Genomic DNA, 18,832 nt, shown 5'->3' with positions numbered 1-18,832 from the left:
CGTCAGCGGCCCCCATCTTCGCCCCGCGCATGACCACCGAGCCCGACGTTACGAAACGCAAAATATCGCGCCAATCCGGGCGAATCCGTGATTTCTGAACTTTTTTTGAATTTTTGTGAACCCGTGGCAAGGTCCTTGCTCTACTGTCGTGCCGTGTTCCAGCACGACCCTCAACCCCACGCTGAAAGGAGCGACCATGTTGATGAAACTCCGCACCAACAAGAAAGGCTTCACCCTCGTCGAGCTGATGATCGTCGTCGCGATTATCGGCATCCTCGCCGCCCTCGCCATCCCGGCCTTCATCAAGTACATCAACCGCTCCAAGACGGCTGAGGCTTCCAACATCCTCTCCAACGTCTCCGGCGCGGCCAAAGGCTACTTCGAAGGCGACCAGACCTACTCGCCGGCTAACGGTGATCAGCCCTGGCACGCAGCTGTTCCCGCCGATCGCGCCACTCGAGCCGGTATGCCGGTTGAGCTCGCCGACAAGGTCTTCCCCGGCGGTGACGGCGTTGCGTTCACGACCCACGACGACTTCCCGGTCGGCGGCGCCAAAGGCACTCCGGACACCGATTATACCGGCAACGCTACAGCTATTGCTGCGCTTCACAAGCTGAACCTGGTGCTCGAAGAGCCGACCTACTTCGGCTACCACATTCAGAGCGACGGCACCGGCGGCGACGCCACCTTCCAGGTTGCCGGATGCCATGACTTCACCGGTACCGCCGCCGCCACCACCACGTGCACCGAAGCCATCCTCGACTCGCACGCCGTCATCCTCGACTGCGAAGCCGACATCGAAGACGGCACCAACCTCGGCGCGACCTGCTTCCCCCCCTACACCCTCAACGAGTTCCTTTAAGACAACTCGTTTGACCTGATGTAGGCTAACGAGCCACGGCCCCCTTGACCGGGGCCGTGGCTCGTGTCGTTTTTGCCCCCACTCCCTAATCTTCGCCTTACGATGCTGACTCGCCCCATTCGCAACAGCCTGATCTTCAGCGCGCTTGTGCTCGGACTGCTTGCCAACCTCCACCTCGGGCTGAGCCTGAATCTGGAGAGCAACGCGCGCCGCACAAGCCAGCCCTCGCGCTATGTGCTGCCCTCGGCCGAGACCATCGCCATCGCCGCGCTCAACCATCGCGCAGCCGCTGCCGATGTGGTCTGGGTCAACGCTCTGCTCTACGGCGCCGACCGATTCACGATGCGCCAGAGCGCTGCGGATGCGACCGACTACGCAGACACGATCATCGATCTCGATCCCCATTTTAAACCGGTATACATGTGGCATCACGCCACCCGCACCCAATCCACTACTCGCCTCACCTACGATGATGTCGCCGCCGCCAATCGAATTCTTGAGCGCGGCCTACAGACCTTCCCCGACGAGTGGAAGTTCGCGCAGGCCATCGTCACCAACCACATTGGCCAGCGCTACACCCGCACCCCCGAAGAACATCTGGCCGATATGGAAGAGGCCTACACCTACGCCAGACTCGGCAGTGAGATGGAAGGCGCCCCCGACGATATGATGATGCTGGCGACGAGCTTCCAGCGTCGCCTGGCCAAAGCGCGCGCAGCCGTTGAGGGCGAGGACCCCGATGAGGCGCAACTCGAAGCCTCCCCGGCCGAGATCGCGTATTTGATGAAAAGCTACTTTGCGGCCACCGAGCCCGACCGCCAGCAACTCCTTCTGCGCCAGCTTTATGACCTTGGAGCTGGGGCCGAGCTGGTATCGCGCATCGAAGAGTACCGCCAGGAGTTTGAGCGGGAGCATCGGCGCCGCGCCTACCTGCCCCCCGATGTCTTTACACTGGCCGAGCCCGGGCTCTACCGCGCGCCCGGCACCCTCGAAGCCGCTGGCGATTTCTAAAAATCGACGAGCCGTACCTATGAGCGATGAGATCGTCCTCGACGTCCAGGACGTCGCAAAAACCTACCGCGTGGGCTTCTTTCGCAAACGCGTCGACGCCGTCAAAGCCGTGAGTTTTCAGATCCGGCGCGGCGAGATCTACGGGCTTGTGGGGCCCAACGGCGCGGGAAAATCCACAACGATTAAGATGATTACGGGGCTTGTGCGCCCCGACCGCGGGCAGGTGCGCATCTTCGGGATGCCGGCCACCCAGGTCGCCGCACGCGCACGCATGGGCTTTCTCCCCGAGAATCCTAACCTCTACCCTCATCTGAAGGCCGGCGAGCTCATGCGCTTCTACGGGGGCCTACTGGGGCTTAGTCGCAAGGAGTCTGATGCCCGCGCAGCGAAGTTGCTGGAGCAGGTGGGGCTCGGGCACGCGCTGGACCGTCCCATCTCCAAATTCTCCAAAGGCATGAAACAGCGCGCCGGCATCGCGCAGGCGCTTCTGGGCGATCCGGAGTTTGTGGTGCTCGACGAGCCGCAGTCCGGCCTCGACCCCATCGGCCGCCGCGAGATCCGCGACCTGGTCGTCGACCTGCGGCGCCAGGGCAAGACGATCCTCTTCTGCAGCCACATCCTCCCGGACGTGGAAGACATCTGCGACCGCGTCACGCTGGTGCATCGTGGCGAGGTTCGGGAGACCGGGTATATCCACGAGCTGCTCAACCCGGATGTGCTGCGCTATGAACTCTTTGCGCGCCGCTGGAGCCCCGAGCTCACCGCCGAGCTGGGCGACCGCGTGTTGCACCACTTCGACATCGGCGAGGTCAGCCGCGTCGACCTCCGGGGCGACATCGACCTGGAAGAGACGCTCGCGCTCATCGCCTCAGCCGGCGCGCGGGTGGAGAGCCTGCAGCCGCAGAAACAACGCCTCGAAGACGTCTTCATCCGCGACACCACCGACGCCTCGGAGGCTCGCCCATGATCCGCACTCTGCGCCAGATCGACGCCTTCGCCCGCAACACCCTCCTGGAGGGGCTGCGCAACAAAGTCCTCTACGCGGTGCTCGTCGCCGCGCTCGCCGCATTGGGCGCCGCCAGCGCCTTCGGCGCGCTGAGCCTGCATCAGGAAGAGCGCCTCTTTAACAACCTGGTCTTTGCCATCGGTCATCTATTCCTGGTGGCGCTGGCGATTTACCAGGGGGTCAACGCCCTGCATCGGGAGATCGACTCGAAGACGATCTTCACGGTGCTCTCCAAGCCCGTCACGCGCGCGTCCTTTCTGGTCGGGAAGTACTTAGCCAGCGTGGGCATCCTGGCGGTGTGCTGGGCGCTGATGTTCGGCGCCAAGGCGCTGACCGCGCTAGCGCTGGGCTATGAGGTGGGCCTGTTGCACCTGGCAACCTACCTGGGCTCCTTGATGCAGCTTGTGCTGGTGCTGGCGCTGGCGTTTTTCTTCAGCGCCTTCTCCGGCCCCCTTTTGAGCGCGCTCTTTACCTTCGGGCTCTTTGTGGTGGGGAGCCTCACCCCGCAGCTCGCTGACGCTTCTCGCCAGTTCTCCAGCGAAGGCAACCCGGTTCATCTGATCCTCGACGCGACGCTTTACGTGGTGCCGGATCTGGAGAAGCTCAACCTCTCCTATGAGCTCGCCACCGGCATCGAGGTGGGCTGGGGGTATATGGTGCACGCCCTGCTCTACACGGGCGTGACCGCCGGGCTCTTGCTGGGCTTTGGCTACCTGATCTTCTCGCGCCGCGACTTCGCCTGAGCGCAATGCGTCGGACGCTCTCGCAAGCCTTGCGAATCGGGGTGGGGTGTTTATCGTCGGGCCGTTCTTTTGCCCTTTGACGATGGAGACACCCATGAATGTTGAGCACCGCGCCACGATCGCGGCCGATCCCGATGCGATCTTCGCTTTTATTCAGAGCCCGGAATACCACCGGGCGCTCGTGCCGCACTTACGACTGGTGGAGGCCATTGAGCCCCTGAGCGAAGAGGTCGCGGACGATGGCACACTCTCACGTGTTGCCCGCTACACCGCACGCGCTGAGCTCCCTCGCTTTCTCAAACGCTTTGAAGATAAGGCGCCTGAGTTTGTGTACTGGGAGGAGCGCAGCCGCCTCAACCCCACGACCCGCGAGCTGCGCTACGAGATCGTGCCGGAGATGCCCGAGAACTGGCGCAGCTACTACTCCAATGAGGGGACGCTTCGCGTCGAAGCCGATGCCGCGGGCAACGCGAGCGTGGTGATGCAGAACCTGGAGTTCAATGTGTCCGTCCCCGGCCTCTCGCTCTTCATCGGTAAGGCGCTGCGCACGGAAATCACCAACATCTTTGAAGCTCAGGCCGCCGTGCTCCGCGAACACTTTGGCGAAAAAGCCTGAGTCCGCCCCGCGCCTCCGCGACGGACGCAAAAAGCCCCGACTGAGCCTGGCTCAGTCGGGGCTTTTTGATGTTCGCGACCATCCTCACCAACCCCGCGACCCGAAGGTCGCAGAGGCCGGTGCGATGATGAGTCGATCAGCGCTGGATGCTGGCACCCAGGGCGTCAAACACGAAGCGGCTCATGTCCATCTTGGCCACGACGTTATTCAGCTGCTCTTCGCGAACTTCCGCGTACTCACGAGCATCTTCATAGGCCGGGGTACCCGGGGTGGCGTCTTCCATAAGCTGCTGACCGTAGTGGTACTCCGCCAGAAGCTCGTTGGCGCGGTCAATCATGCGACCCGAAATCGAGCGACCTTCGACATCAGCCGACTGGTAGATCTGACCGGTCATCGGGTGGATGAACTCCTTGACCTGGACGCTCGGCCCGAAGGGCTGGCTCTGACCGTTGGTCACGCCAATCTTCAGGTAGTGCGTGAAGTCCACGTAGCGGTCTTCCCAGGTCGAGTTGTAGATGAGGCCACCGACCATCATGTTGAACTCGTGGTTGATCGACTGCGGGGTGAAGATGCGCGGCATCCCTTCCTGCGGGTTGCTCAGGCCAAGGCCGAAACTCGACGCCGAGATCGGACGCGGGTCGTCGTACTGACCGTTGTCAATGACACCGCCGTACTCCGTGTAGTCACCCAGGAGCACACCTTCGAGCATGCTGAGCATCTCACCCTTGAAGACCGTCCAGAACGAGAGGTTCGTGGCGCGGAAGTCGGTGAAGAAGGTGCTCTGCGCGAAGTTCGCGTTGATGTCGAAGATCGACTGCGAGGCGACCATCTTGTCGATGTAGGTACCGACACGGTCGATGCGGTAATCGTACTCATCGGTGAACCCGAAGTTGTAGTGGTTACCGATACCCTTGGGGATGTCGATGTAGTCATCACACTCACCGTAGTCGGCGTGGTACTCGGCCGGCAGGTAGGTGTTGTTCAGGTCGAAGTACCAACCTTCATCCAGGCGAGAGTTGGCCGGCTCGTACTTGCAGAAGCGGCCCGGCTCAGCCATCGCCATCACTTCGTTGTAGAAGTTGAAGGTGTCGATGGAAGCGGTCAGCAGGTCATCGGTGTAATCACCCAGGTTATAGAAGCGGTAGAGGCCGTAGTAACGGAAGGGCTCCTGCGCCATCTGGAAGGTGGAGTACACGCGGTTGATGTAGTTGCTGTAGTTCTCGTAGCCACGGCTGATGTGGTGACGACGGTAACGCCAGAAGGTCTGCAGCGCACGGTAGGTGTCGAAGCTGTGGTTGACGATCTCACGCTGGTTGGCACCGAAGTCCCAGATCGAGCAGTTGAGAATACCGCCACGGAACTCATCGGAGCAGAACTCGTACGCAACGGTGCGGTCGAGGTTAGGCTGGTTGCCCTGGTTCAGGTCGAAGTTCGCCCAGTTACGGGTGTTGGCCTGAATGCCCTGACGACGACGCTCCTTGGCCTCGTTGATGCTCATGTAGCTACGGCCGTTGATCAGGATGTCGATCCCCTGCGCGTACACCTGCGGATCGATGTTACCGGTGGCCGGCGCGCCGGCGAGGATGCGGGGCATCTGCTTGTAGTCGCTCAGCCAGGAGTCCTGCTCAAGCTGGTTGGGCAGCTGCACCGAATCGTCCCAGGTCTCGACCACTTCGGCGTAAGCGAAGGCGATCGCGGCGTAGTCGTACTTACCAAGGCCCTGGAAGCGGCCGGTGAGGTCACCGGTGTAGTCCATGACGCTGGCAAGCTGGTACTCGGCCTGGCTGGCGTAGTCGACCTCTTTGCCGATGATCTGCTCAGCGAGTTCACCCTGGAGGCTGTAGGCCTGCTCACGGGTGATGGTGCCGTCGACCACGGCCTGCTCGATGTGCCAGTACTCGTCGTGGAAGTTGAGCGCATCGGTGCTCGCCGAGAAGTTGTGGCGAAGACCCACGGTGTGGCCGATCTCGTGGAGCTGAGTACCGATGAACATCTTGTTCATGAAGTACTCGATGATGTCGGCGCGGCTCTTGCCTTTGAAGTAGTCCGCGGCACCACGGTAGGTGACCAGCATCTCCGCGGAGCGGGTCAGCGAGTCGTAGGTCATGATGCTGCGCTCAGCGAGCATGCGGTCACGCTGCTCAACACGCGCAAAGGTGTGACGCGGGGTGTGCACGTCGAGGTAAGCCTGGTGAAGCTGCTCGTCGTTGAAGGAGGGGCCAAAACGCTCACGCGCGGTGGCCTCAATGGCCATGGCCGTCTCCACGTCACGCATCAGGAAGTTCTTGACGGTGGGGTTCTGCAAAAACTCCACCATGCGCTCGTCCTGCGCGTCGAGCTTCTCGCTGGCCATCGAGACGATGTCGGCTTCACGCTGAATGCGATCTTTGCCGTGCGCCAGGATGAAGTCGTGGAGTTCGTTGACTTCGGGGCGCTCGTGCAGGCCGACCTTGCTGGTCTCCGCGGGGTTCACACCGGAGCGGCGCGCCATCTCTTCTTTGGCTTCCGGCGTCAGGTTGAAGCGGCGGCTGGCCGTATCACTGTCGTGGAAGAGATCGCGGCGGATCTGGGTGCCGTACATGATGTCGGTGTCGGAGAGCTCACCGTTGAAGTACTGCATCAAGTCGGCGGCGTAGGTGGCCGACTTACGGATGTAACCACCGGCGAAGTTGGCGTTACCGCTGATGATCTGACCGGTAAGCGGGTCAGCAGCCGAGGGACCGTAACCGGCCCAGGGCACATCGGTCTCAACCCAGTTGAAGAAGCTGTAGCGAAGGTCACCGATGCGCTCATAGGTGAAGCGCTCTTCTTCGATGTCGCGGGTCTCGGTGGCGTACTCGAGCTCGGCGCAGAGCTGCACGCGGCTCTCGTTAGTCAGGCCCCAGAGCGCGGCTTCCAGAGCCTCATCGCTGGAGGGGTTACCGACGAACTCACGGAAGATCTCGGAGGGGCTGGTGCGGTCAGCCGCCTGGCCCACGCCGTGGGTGTTACGCCACTGAACCAGCGGGCCGGGGTGGCAGCTGTTCTCGACGATACGGTACATTTTGGTGTGGCCGTAGTTGTCCATCAGGACGGTGTCGAGCTCCTCGTCATCAATGTCTTGAGCGAGCTTGACCGCGTTACGGAAGGCCTTGTTCCACTCTTCCGCGGTAACCTGCGCCGCTTCGAACATGAACTCGGGGTATTCCGCGTTGAGGTGGTAGGTGATCGGCTGAGGGATACGCTCGGAGTAGGGCAACTCGTTGCCGTTCTCGTCGAGCATCGTCTGCCAGATGTTCCAGCGGTTGGCGTAGTAGCGACGGGTGTCGTCGGCGGTGCCCACGAAACGGTCCCAGGCCACCCGCTCGGTGCGGAAGTAACCAAAGCGCTGGTGGTAATCGAAGGTCGCCGGGGCGCAGAGCTGCTCCCACTCATAGCCGTACTGCTGAAGCATCCAGCCGCGGACCTGATCATTACACTCGACCTCAACCTCGTAGCCGAGGTCCTGGTCAACAATGGAGGCCACCAGCATCGGATCGCCGTATTCGGATCCGTCGCGGGTTACCTGCATGTTATCGGTGTACTGCATCGGGATGAAGGTCTCCTCTTCGGGGACCTTCAAGAAGGAGGAGCGCACGCGCACACGACCACCTTCACAGCTGAAGATGGTGTCGTAGCCGTAAGCGCCGTAGCAGGCGTAGATGTCGGGCTCGTAGGAGTACTCAGCGACGGTGTCGATGTAGTCTTCCGAGATGCGAGCGCGATCCTTATCGACCCGGCCGTCATCCTGAGGGACGGTGCGGCCGGCCGGCGCGAAGCGCCCAAGCTGGCTCTGGAAGTTCCAGAAACCGTCGATCATGTTGCGATCCCAGGCCACGCGCATGTAATCGCGCTCGTACCAGGGGCGGTCGCTCATGTTCTCGACGATCTGGTTGCTGGGCTCACCGGTCGAGGGGTTGTAGGCGCGCTGAATGTCGAAGTGCCCCATAATGGGGTACGCAGCCACGACGCCCAGGCGGCGCGACTCTTCTTCGTCAAAGCCTTCCATCAGGCCGTCGGCCAACTCCACGGTGGAGTGGGCGTAGAGGAAGTTCTCGGTGACCGTCCAGCGAATACGCTTGAGCGAGCCTTCCTGCGCCGCGAAGATGACCGAGCCCTGCATGTCGGTGTCGGTCACCACCTGACGCATGTACCACTCGTCATCGTTTTCAAAGAGAGCCTTCTCCACGACATTGGGCTGAACCCGGTTGATGTCGCCGACTTGCTCGACGCACCCAACCGCGCTGCTCAGCGCCACTGCCACTACGGCCCCGGCCATTGCTTGCCAGGTCGTTGCTAATCTCATTGCCGTCCTCCGTCAGATCTCGGTGAGACACCGAACCAAACTGTCAGTTTCTGTTATCAAGCGTTCACCTGCTAACACTGACAGATTCTTATTCAATAACCGTGCCGACCTCCGAGATCGGCGCCGTTAAGGTAGTGGACTAAAACACAAAATGGGGGGCTCTCTGTCAAGGCGAAATCCCGGTAGGCCGCCATAAAGCGCTGAATTCTCGGGCTCGGGCTGCGTATAAGAGCGGCGGCCTACGCCTGCGACGCCCCCGTCAGTTGACGTGAGGATCGCCGGGGAGCGCAACCCGGGCCGACGCGCCGTTAGAAACCTGACGGCGAGCCCCGGGGCTTGAGAGGACGCGAATTGCGCTTAATGTTCCACGCTTGCTTAGGCATGGCATTTCGATTAGAGCCATCGCCGGGCGCGTAACGATTTGTTTGGATAGTACGCGCACACCACTTTCAAGGAGAGGCCACTTATGTCTCTTATGAACTGGGTCGTACTTATCGCGATGTATTCGCAGCTGGCCGTCGGCGGGGAGTCGATTGAGCTGAGCGCCGTGGAGCTTCCGCCTGTGCAGCAGGCCGGGCTTGCCTCCTGGTATGGAGACGGCGCCTGGCACGGTGATATCACTGCCAATGGCGAGGCCTTTGACCCGATGCAGTTTACCTGCGCCCATCGCTCTTTGCCTTTTGACACGATGGTGCTGATTGAGAACCGCGCCAACCGTCGGCGCGTCTGGTGCCGGATCAACGACCGTGGTCCCTACGGCTACGTCAACGACGAGGGGGAATGGGCCTTTGTGGTCTCAAGCTCTCCCGATAAGAACTGGCGGGGGATTCTGGACATGTCGATCGCCACAGCGCGCGCGCTGGGCACGACTGAGGTGGGGCTACAAAACGTCTATCTACGCTACTGGACGCGCAACAGTCCCCCGAACTTCCACCTCGCCGCGCTCAACCCCTAAGTTGGGCGGCTGCTCCCCTCTCTCCCCTTTTGCATTATGAATCGACTTCCACCACGACGCCCGCTGGCCGCGTTTGCTTGCTGCGCGGCGCTCTGGCTGTCCAGCGGGTGTGCGATGACCCGCCAGGCGCTCCAGCCTATGGTCTGCGACGCGCCCGCGGTCAGCGCTCAGATGCGCGCGCAGATCATCGCCGAGCATGAGCTCGATCAGGCGCTGACTCAGGCCCAACTCGACGCCAACGAATTCTGGGCGATGTCCCAGAGTGAGGATATGCCTGCCGATGGCGGGGAGCTCGTCGAGGAGGATGCTGCTGCCACGGCACAGACTCGCCGTTTGCAGCGCGAGGCCACCGAGGAGGAGGAAGCGGTTGCCGAGCCCACGCGCGATCCTCTCGAGCCGGTCGATCCTTTCGTGGCCGATGCTCAGGCGATGTTTGAGAGCGACGCCGATCGTGAGGTCTTCTCCGCGGCCCATGGCGTCACTCCGGAAGAGGGAGCGCTGGCCTTTGTGGGGCCCTTTATGCGTTATCAGGATGGCGCAGCGGCCGTGTATACGCCGGGGCAACACCTGAGCTTTTACACCAACGGTCAGCTGCATGCGCAGCTCGACCTGAGCCACACCGTCGCCGAAGACGTGAGCTGGGAGGGCATCACCGAGCACCAGCCCGGCGCGCTGCGGGTTGTGCGCGACGGCACCCTCCAGGTGCTCATCCCCTACGCGGTCGAGCGTGGCGAGGAGGGCGAGCGCGACTATTATGTGGGCATCTACAAGGTGATCGGTAACTTTGTGGGGCGCATCTTTGAGCGCCGCGTTGCCCACCGCCCTTCTGCTGATGCCGAGGTGCAGGTGCTCGGTGCGATAACGTTTATGCGAGGAGAATCGCATCGCGCGATCGGCTGGACTCCGATGGGTGAAGGGGCCGAGGACGCCAACGCTCAGCCCGAAGTGCTGCGCTGGAACAACTGGGAAGGGGTCTTCCGCGTTCCGGGCCCGCCGCCGACCGCGCCGAAGCCGCGCTCCTAAGCCTGTGAAAAAGCGACTGCTCGCTTGCCCGGGACGCTAAGCGTGCGCTAACTTTGTGGCAGGTATATTCTTTTCTGCACGCTGCGACGCGAGAACCGGAGGCCAGGGTGGTATTCAATGTCCGATGTTTTAAATGTGGTGCGCACGATGTTCGCCTTGTCCTCGGCGGCCGCGCCATCATTCACGCGCGCTGTCATAGCTGCGACACCAACCTCCTGGCCGAGGTGATGGCGCTGGAAGAGGAAGCGATGCGCAAGCGGAGCTCGCATCGCGAGCGTCAGATCACATCGACCTCCCTGCGCGCGCTGGGTGCCGAAGACACCGACGTGCCCGACACCGCGACGAGCGCCGGTTAGGTCTGCCCCCCAGATCGTGTAAAAGAGCGAAGTTATTAAACGCCTGAACGGCTCAGCCCGTTCAGGCGTTTTTTGTGGTCGGCGTCGCCCTACCCTGGCTGGCGTCCCAGCTCAGCACGACATCGCCCCGGGTGTGGCCGCCGAGCAACAGCTCGGTGAGCGGGCGGTAGACCACCTCATCGACCAGCGCCTCGATGGCCCGGGCGTTGCCTATGGTGGCGACGCGGCGGTCGAGAACCTCCTGCAGCGAGGTATCGAGCTCGACGCGGAACCCATACTCGCGCTCGGCGTGGGCACTGAACCGTTGCAGCAGGCGCTGAAGCAGCTGGCGAGCGCCGGAGGCGCCGTCGCCCGAGAGATCCCGAAAGGCCACCAGAGCATCGACGTGGGAGGCCACCTGCGCGGCCAGCTCCGCGTCCACACCGGAGAGAGGATCGGGCTGGCGAGCGCCAAACCCGATGGGTTGTGCGGCGGCGGGCTGCGCGCAAAAACTGAGCACAAAGATAGCGTTGGTGGCGTCGGCGCTATGACCGCGGGTATCGACGAGCTCGCCCTCCTCGAGCATCCGCAGAAGTCGATCCTGGATGCGGGGGTGCGCTTTATCGAATTCATCCAGGAGCACCACGCTGCTCGGTCGACGGCGAAGCGGAGTCACCAGCATGTCGGCGTCTTCGTAGCCGACGTAACCCGGCGGCGATCCGATGAGGCGACTCAGGGCGTGGGCTTCCTGAAAGTCGCTCAGGTCCACGCGAAGAAACGCGCGCTCATCGCCGAAGATCTCGCGGGCCATGGCCCGGGCCGCCGTCGCCTTGCCCACGCCCGCCGGGCCCACAAAGGCCAGCGTCGCCAGGGCGCGCCGTTGATCGCCGTGCTTCAGCCGACTGACCACCAGCGCCTGGGCGATCGTCGAGACGGCCGCCTCCTGCCCCACGATGGCCTCGCCCAGACGATCTTCGAGCCCCACCCACCAGGAGACCTCCCCGCGCAGAAGACGCTCGGTGGGCACGCCGGTCTTCACGTGGATCTGCTCGGCGACCGCGTGTCGGTCGACCACAGCAACGCCCGCCTCGTCCCTCTCGCTATGGCGCGCGCTGGCGATCGCGGCGTCCATCAGCACCTTCTTGGCCTTGTCGGGGAGGCGTTGTTCGGGGATGTAGCGGGTGGAGAGCTCAATGGCGGCTTCCACGGCTTCGTCGGCGATCGTGACCTCGTAATCATCCTGAAGATGAGGCACCAGCGCGTCGAGAATGTGGCGAACCATCGCCGCGTCAGGCTCAGCAATCTCCACGCGTTCAAAGCGGCGCTTCAGCGCGGGATCTTGCTCAAACCAGCGGCGGTACTCTTCTTCTGTGGTGGCCCCGACCACGGCGATGGTGCCGCTGGCCAGCGCGCTCTTAAAGTGATTGGGCACCTCCGCCGGGGTGTTGCTCCCGGAGCGAGGCGAAAAGACGGCGTGGGCCTCGTCGATAAAGAGGATCACGTCTCGGCTCGCTTCTTCTAGCAGAGTGGTGATGCGCGCTTCGAGATCGCCGCGATAACTGGTGCCACTCATCAGACTTGCGCCGTTGAGCTCAATGACGCGGTGCCCCGCCAGGCGACTCGGGGCCTTCCCGGTGGCGATGGCCTGGGCCAGCGCCGTGGCCAGCGCGGTCTTGCCCACGCCCGCCTCACCGGTGAGCAGCGGGTTTCGCTGCTCGCGGCGCATTAGCACGTTGAACACGCGTTCCAGCTCAAGCTCGCGCCCGACGATCTCGGGGAGCCGACCTTCAACCGCCTCGCGGGTGAGGTCGCGGCCGAGCATATCCAGGGTTGGCGAGGAGGGGCGGCGCGCAGCAAAACGCACCGCGGCCTCCACCGGCTCGGCACCGGCGAGGACCCGGGGCTCTCCCAACGCCTGGCGGATGTCCTGCTCAAGCCCCAGCGCCTGAACCAGCTCCAGCGACGAGCCCCCATCCGCGAGAAAAGCCACCACAAGATCGTGCTCACTGACAAACTCGCCAGCCTCACTGCGCGCGATCTGCAACATGCGGATCATGCGCGGTGTCAACGTCTTGCGGCCGATCAGAAAGTCGGGCAACGCGTCGGGCTTGCTGCCAATGAGGCGCAGAAGCTCCTCGCGCAGTCGCGCCGGCTCCAGGCCCCGGGCCATCGCCGAGCGCCAGAGCACAGAGTCGCGCACCGACGAGAGCACGGCGATCAGGTGGGGTGTGCCCAGAAAGGAGCTTCCGTGGGAGGCGGCGATCTTCATCGCGCCCTCCAGGATGCCGCGCGAGGCGATGTCGAAGAGGTCCAGGCGCAGCAGGCCGCGATCATCGAAGAGCTCATCGCCCTTCCCTTCCCCGAGGCGACGTATTGCCCAGCGAATCGAAGCGGACTCCACCGCCTCGGCTCGCCAGGTGACCGCGCGGGCCAGGTCGGCCACCGCGATCGCTGCGCCCCCTCGGCCCAGCGCGAGCTCCCAGGCTTCTTCAAGGATTCGGGTAAAACCGCGCGAGAAGCAGGCGCGCTCCATGCGCGCCTGGCCGGCGGCGTCTTCATCAAGCTCGCGCGAGAGAACCTTGAGACGCGGGAGTACCTCCGCGTAACTCAACGCAGCGTCGGCGACGGAGGCCACCGCCCGGGCCAGCTCCACCTCCCCGGACTCGATCAGCACGATGAGCAGATCGATCGGCAGAAACATGCGCCGGCCCAGCGCCTCGAGATGGGCGAGGAGCGCGGCGAAAATTTCAGTGGCCTCGGGCGTAAAGCGCTCCATGCGGAGCTGGCCGTCGGCGCTAAAGAGCGGCTCTTTGTAGAGGGTCTTCATCGGGCGGGGATCCTGGCCGGTTGGCGCCAGCGTCGAAGTCTTCCGCCCTGAGCTTAGCCGATCGCTTCGGCGTTGCGAAAGGAAATGTCGTCGGCAGCCTGCTCCTGACGTCGGGCCACCGCCACCAGAAAGCCACCGTAGCGGCTCAGGGGGCTGTCGCGCGCCACAAATTCGAGCTTACGCAGCGCCGAGCCGACCACGGGAAGTTTGTGCACGAAAGCCGCCGGCGTGAACACGCGCACCCCGGCCCACTCCATCAGGTCGACGCCCTCGGGGAGGTACGAGGTGACCGTCTCGGGGTCGTCCCAGCGCGTATAGACAGCCGACTCGCGGGTGGCGTCTGAGATCTTCTGGGGACCGCCGAGGGTTTTGGCCAGGTAGCGGATGCTGCGCGGATTGTAGAACTCCAACAAGAGCACACCGCCGGGGCGCACCACGCGGGCGGCCTCGGCGACGGCCTTACGGATGTCCTGAACGTGGGCGAGCACCTTGAAGCTGTAAACGACGTCAAAGGTTGCGTCTTCGAAAGGAAGCTCGGTGGCGCAGCCCTCGCTGACTTCCAGGCCGCGGGCGCGCGCTTGCTCGAGCATCCCGGGGCTTAAGTCAATGCCGACGGCCTTGCGGGCGACCTTTGCCACGCGCTCCAGGATGAGCCCGGTGCCGCACCCGACCTCGAGCACGTCTTTGCCGCGGCCGTAACGACTCACCAGATCCACCTCCAGATCGTCGATGAGGCGGTGGTAGCCGTCGTGGCGCTCGCGCTCGTACCAGGCGGCGAATTCGTCGTAGTAGCTCTGATTGTCTTTGCGGCCCATGGCGTCTCCTGCGCAGCGAGGCGTTAAAAAGTTGCCCCCTTCTTAATCGCCCGCGCTTCGCAACGCAACGCTCACCGGCAGGCTGGCCTCAGTACTGCTCGGGAGGCGCCGGCTCGCCGCGCCAGGGATCATCCTCCGGCTCGCCGGGGGCCTGCGGGGGGATATCATCGAGGGTATCATCGAGGCTCTCATCGGGCAGATGAAGCTCTAACATACGCTCGCGTGCGACTTGCAATTCCTCGCGCAGCAGCCACATCGGGTCGAGCTCCTCCTCGGTGGGGAGCTGGGCGGCGGTGCTGCGGTTTTGATGCCAGCTTCCCAGGGCGCGGTTGATCTCGGCGAGTTCGCGGTCGTTGGTGCGGGCCTCGCCCTCGCCGAGTTCCAGGAGCAGGCGATCTTCATGATGACGGGCGATGCCCAGATGACGCCGGGCGATGCGCTCGTGCTCCTCGGCCAGTTCGGCGGGCATGGCCACCAGCGCGTCTTGTTGGGCCTGGGCCAGCGCGGCATCAAAACGTTCGTACTGAAGATCGAGCTGGGAGTACTGGCTGAGGATCTCGCGATGAAATCCCTCGATCTGCTCCTGGCTCAACGGGCCGAACTCCTCATCGATCACGCTTGATGAGCTGCCCTCGATCGGCCCGCCACCGGTACCACCGGCGGCGCTCGGGCCGCTCTGACAGGCCGCGCTTAAGAGCAGCACGCTCAGCACAAAGCCCGGGATAAACGCCCTCGCCATGGTTCCCCCTTTTTATCGGTATCAGTGCAGGTATTTGAGTCTCAATCCACGCGGGCCCTGACGCACTTCGGCCCGGCGCTGCCGCATCCACCAACGCCCTTGCGCGGCATCTTCACAAAGGTACGCACCTTCGCGCCCCTGTCTCCCCACCATCGCCCGATTGCTCCCGGGCCCCCTGCCCGCTTCATCATGACAACCGGGCTGCGGTGCGCTATCGTCGCCGCCGTCTGATGACGTCTGGCCACATCCTCTCTTTACGAGGTCCTCATGGGACGCACCCAGCGCCTGGCTCAACCGGAGTCTTTTGCCAAATACCAGCTCGTCGCTCGCCTGGCCCACGGCCGTATGGGCGACGTTTATAAGGCCAAGAGCCACGGTGTCGAAGGTTTTGAGAAGATCCTCTGCGTCAAGGTCATTCACCCAGGCCTGGCCGCCGTCCCGACCTTTGTCGACGTGATCATCGACGAGGCCAAGCGCGCCGTAGCCTTGAGCCACGCCAACATCGCCCAGGTCCTGGATCTCGGCCACGAGGAAGACCGCCAGCAGTTCTACGTCGCCATGGAGTACATCAACGGCATGGATCTGGCCCGGGCGCTCAACCTGGCGCGCACCACCGGTCAGCGCTGGAGCCAGGAGATGTCGGTCTTCATCGCCAGCGAGGTCGCCAAAGGGCTCGACTACGCCCACCGCCGCAAAGACTTCAACTTCAACAACCTCAACATCCTGCATCGCTCGATGCGGCCCGAAAACGTGATGCTCTCCTACGACGGGGAGGTCAAAATCACCGACTTCGGCCTCTCGCGCGCCCTCGATCTGGTCGAAGCGCTCGACGATAACGACGTACGCCAGCGCGTGCTCTACGCCGCCCCCGAGGCGGTGCGGCAGGAGGGCTACACCCGCCAGAGCGACATCTTCAGCCTGGGGCTCATCCTCTACGAGATGCTCACCGGCGCCCACCCCTACGAGCACCCCGACATCGCCGAAGTTCAGCGGCGAGCGGCGCATGGGGAGGTCCCCCCGATAGCGGAGCGCGTGGAGATTCCCCGCCAGCTTCAGCAGCTCATCGAGTCGATGCTCGTGCACGATCCGGCCGGCCGCGCCTCCAGCGCCGGCCAGCTCTACGAGGAGCTCATCGGCTACCTCTTCGGCAACAACCTTCAGGCCGATAACCGCCTGCTCTCGCTGACCATGCAGGAGCTTCGCCGCCGCGAGCCTCAGAGCGACCAGGTCGAGGCCATTGAGGAGGTGGGCCTCGAAGAGATCAGCGTTCATGAGCTGGAGTCGGCCTTTGCGCGCGGTGGCGCCTTCCACGAGGACGACGCCCCGGATCCGCGTCAGGGCGGCGCCCTGCCCTCGAGTCGGCTGGGCGCCCGCGACGAGCCTGTCGGCCCCCGACTTCCCGGTGCTCTGGAGACGCTCTTTCGCTCGGCGCAGGGCGGCCGCGGCAAAGCCGCGCTGCTCTCCGGGGGGCTGGGCCGAGGCGGCCAGCATCTTCTGGATCGCCTGCGCGTGGCGACCTCAAAACGCGGTGACAGCCGCGCGGCGCTCATGCTTGTGGGTGCCGACGACCGCCTTCGCCCCTTCGGCGCAATCAGTGAGATGATGCTCGACGCCCTGGTCGGCCCGCCCTCCCCGCAGGGCGTCGATCGCCGCCGCCAGGCCCTCAAATTGCTCGCCAGCGCCGGCGTCTCCGCCCCGGCGCTCGCCACCCTCAAGCGCCTCTGGCAGCTCAGCGAGGGGCTGGACTTCGGCTGGGAGACCCGCCGCGGCCACCTGGTCGAGGTGCTCCGGGCCTTTGTCGGGCTGCAGGCCGAGCGTGCCACCTTTGTGTGGCTTATCGACCAGGTCGAAGATCTCGACCACGCCTCACTTGACGTGTTGCGCGACGTGGTGGCCTCGATCGGGGAGTGGCCGCTGCTGTTGATTATGGGCACGGCGGCCGACGACGCGATGCGCGGCCATTTTGATGCGGGCCACCCCGAAGACCTCGAAGCAGTGCGCGTGCGCGGCATCGGTCCGCTCTCGCCAGAAGAGGTCAGCCAGGCAAATGAGGCAGCCGATGCCGTCATGACCGCACTGGCGCTGGCCGAGCGGCCCCTGCCTTCCGAAGATCTCAGCGCGCTCACCGGCCTCTCGGGCGAAGCGGTGGCGCAGGCCGCAGCGTCGCTCTCGGAGCTCGGGGCGCTTCGCCAGCCGCAGCCCGGCGTTGTGCACCTGGCCGTCCCCAACTGGCTGACCTGGCGTCTGGCCGAGCGGGGCGACACCGGGGTCAAGCGCTACGCGGCCACGCTGGCGCGCTACCTCTCGTTGCGCAGCGCCCCTGGCGAACGCGGCGGTCTGACGCCGACGTTGATTCGACTCTACGCCTACGCCCACGACCGGCGTGCCCTGCTCGACCTGGCCACGCGTTTTGGCGACTGGCTTCAGGCGCACGCCTGGCAGCGCACCGCGCTTGATTATTACCGTCACCTGGCCGGGCTTTTGGGCGCCCACGCGCTCGGTGTGCCGCAGCGGCGCGTGGATCTTTTGCTGCAGGCCGCCGAGATCGCGCTGGAGATGGCGCTCATCGAAGAATGCCGCGAGGTGCTCGACCCGCTCAGCGCGCTGACCGAAGCCACACGCTACGAGAGCGGCTTTGTGCGCAGCCAGCTGCTGCTGGGCCAGTTGGCCATGCAACAGGACGACCTCGACGAGGCGCGCGCCCACTTCAACCGCGCCTGGCGCAGCGCCACCGCCATGGCGCACCCCGAACTCCTGGCGCGCGCCTCGCTGGCGCTGGCCGGCTGGTACGAGCGTTTCGGTGACCCGAGCGCCGCGCTCGCTCAGATCGACAGCGCGGTCAACCTGACCAGCCGCTGGGGCGCAAAGCGCATGCAGCCTCGCCCCCGCGCCGCCCTCCTCCAGCGCAGCGCGCAAATGTGGGGCGAACGTGGGATGGGTGGGCGCGCGCTGCGGCCGCTCAATGCGCTGGATGAGCTGGCACGCGCCCACACCCTGCCCTCCATCCAATGCCGCGCGCTCATCGCGCGCGGGCGCCTGGCCGGCTTCCAGGGCCAGGTCGAGCGCGCTCGCCAGGGGCTCAATGAGGCGCTTGCGCTGGCCACCTCCCACGGCCTCAACGCCCTGGCCATCGAGGTCCGCCGTATGCGCACCTCGGTGGAGCTTCACGCCGGCGACTTCGCCGGGGCCATTCGCTGGGCCGATGAGGCCGCCGCCCAGGCGGCCCGCCACGACGACCGCTACAGCGAGCAGCGCGCGCGCGATCTTCGCGCGCTGGCCGCCTGTCACCTCAATGAGCAGGCCGATCAGGCCCTGGAGCATCTTCGCCAGAGCCTGCGTCGCGCCACCGAGCGTGGCGTGCCCAAAGATGTCTACCGCGGCCACGACTTTCTGGCCCGCGCGCTGCGCGCGCTCGGCCGCCACGACGAAGCCGCCCATCACCAGGAGCACGCCCGCCAGCTCTCCCGCGCAATGCGCGTCGGCCACGCCGCCTGACCTCCACGCCGCATCGCAACGGGCGCGAGCCCCCATCGCCCAAACGCAAGAGGCCGACCTCCATTCAGGAAGTCGGCCTCT

General features: G+C 64.3%; 13 protein-coding genes. 9 read left to right on the top strand and 4 right to left on the bottom strand.

The features are described from left to right. The first annotated feature begins 196 nt into the window (after nt 1-196). From FRC98_RS21990 to FRC98_RS04530, 5 genes are all read left to right on the top strand, one after another. Nucleotides 197-862 carry a type IV pilin protein gene (locus FRC98_RS21990; RefSeq protein ID WP_283809637.1) on the top strand — a complete coding sequence of 222 codons (666 nt, stop codon included), beginning with the start codon at nt 197-199 and terminating at the stop codon, nt 860-862. A 102-nt stretch (nt 863-964) separates the two neighbouring features. Further along, a complete protein-coding gene (locus tag FRC98_RS21280) occupies nt 965-1,873 on the top strand; it encodes a hypothetical protein (RefSeq protein ID WP_230467267.1) in 909 nt (302 codons plus the stop codon). Between the two features lie 19 nt (nt 1,874-1,892). Next, nucleotides 1,893-2,840 (top strand): ABC transporter ATP-binding protein, encoded by a 948-nt coding sequence (locus FRC98_RS04540; protein ID WP_230467266.1) that lies wholly within the window; start codon nt 1,893-1,895, stop codon nt 2,838-2,840. Continuing rightward, nucleotides 2,837-3,622, top strand: a complete 786-nt coding sequence (locus FRC98_RS04535; protein ID WP_146980114.1) for an ABC transporter permease — start codon at nt 2,837-2,839, stop codon at nt 3,620-3,622. The genes FRC98_RS04540 and FRC98_RS04535 overlap by 4 nt, the downstream gene beginning before the upstream one ends. Nucleotides 3,623-3,716: 94 nt before the next feature. Continuing rightward, nucleotides 3,717-4,238, top strand: a complete 522-nt coding sequence (locus FRC98_RS04530; protein ID WP_230467265.1) for a DUF2505 family protein — start codon at nt 3,717-3,719, stop codon at nt 4,236-4,238. A 136-nt stretch (nt 4,239-4,374) separates the two neighbouring features. On the opposite strand, the gene FRC98_RS04525 is transcribed toward FRC98_RS04530, so the two are convergent. Further along, a complete protein-coding gene (locus FRC98_RS04525; protein ID WP_146980112.1) occupies nt 4,375-8,562 on the bottom strand; it encodes a zinc-dependent metalloprotease in 4,188 nt (1,395 codons plus the stop codon). A 466-nt stretch (nt 8,563-9,028) separates the two neighbouring features. Here FRC98_RS04525 and FRC98_RS04520 point away from each other — a divergent pair, with 466 nt between their 5' ends. The 3 genes from FRC98_RS04520 to FRC98_RS04510 all read left to right on the top strand — a co-directional run bounded on the left by FRC98_RS04520 (nt 9,029) and on the right by FRC98_RS04510 (nt 10,896). After that, nucleotides 9,029-9,517: a septal ring lytic transglycosylase RlpA family protein gene (locus FRC98_RS04520; protein ID WP_146980111.1), complete on the top strand. Its 489-nt coding sequence runs from the start codon at nt 9,029-9,031 to the stop codon at nt 9,515-9,517. A 114-nt stretch (nt 9,518-9,631) separates the two neighbouring features. Beyond that, a complete protein-coding gene (locus FRC98_RS04515; protein ID WP_146980110.1) occupies nt 9,632-10,540 on the top strand; it encodes a hypothetical protein in 909 nt (302 codons plus the stop codon). Between the two features lie 107 nt (nt 10,541-10,647). Beyond that, entirely contained in the window at nt 10,648-10,896 is a 249-nt protein-coding gene (locus FRC98_RS04510) for a hypothetical protein (RefSeq protein WP_146980109.1), read from the top strand. 61 nt (nt 10,897-10,957) lie between these two features. On the opposite strand, the gene FRC98_RS04505 is transcribed toward FRC98_RS04510, so the two are convergent. From FRC98_RS04505 to FRC98_RS04495, 3 genes are all read right to left on the bottom strand, one after another. After that, on the bottom strand, nt 10,958-13,702 hold the full coding sequence (locus tag FRC98_RS04505; protein ID WP_146980108.1) for an AAA family ATPase: 2,745 nt from the start codon (nt 13,700-13,702) through the stop codon (nt 10,958-10,960). 53 nt (nt 13,703-13,755) lie between these two features. Then, nucleotides 13,756-14,517 (bottom strand): class I SAM-dependent methyltransferase, encoded by a 762-nt coding sequence (locus tag FRC98_RS04500; protein ID WP_146980107.1) that lies wholly within the window; start codon nt 14,515-14,517, stop codon nt 13,756-13,758. A gap of 88 nt (nt 14,518-14,605) precedes the next feature. Continuing rightward, the gene (locus FRC98_RS04495; RefSeq protein ID WP_146980106.1) at nt 14,606-15,256 is read right to left on the bottom strand and encodes a hypothetical protein; all 651 of its coding nucleotides are present in this window, start codon (nt 15,254-15,256) and stop codon (nt 14,606-14,608) included. A 267-nt stretch (nt 15,257-15,523) separates the two neighbouring features. Between FRC98_RS04495 and FRC98_RS04490 the strand changes: the two genes are divergently transcribed. Next, nucleotides 15,524-18,751: a serine/threonine-protein kinase gene (locus tag FRC98_RS04490; protein WP_146980105.1), complete on the top strand. Its 3,228-nt coding sequence runs from the start codon at nt 15,524-15,526 to the stop codon at nt 18,749-18,751. The last annotated feature ends 81 nt before the right edge of the window (nt 18,752-18,832 follow it).

The sequence above is a fragment of the Lujinxingia vulgaris genome (assembly GCF_007997015.1).
GTDB classification, from domain to species: domain Bacteria; phylum Myxococcota_A; class Bradymonadia; order Bradymonadales; family Bradymonadaceae; genus Lujinxingia; species Lujinxingia vulgaris.
The sequence above is the reverse complement of the archived record's forward strand: the minus strand, read 5'-3'. Positions and strand labels throughout refer to the sequence as shown.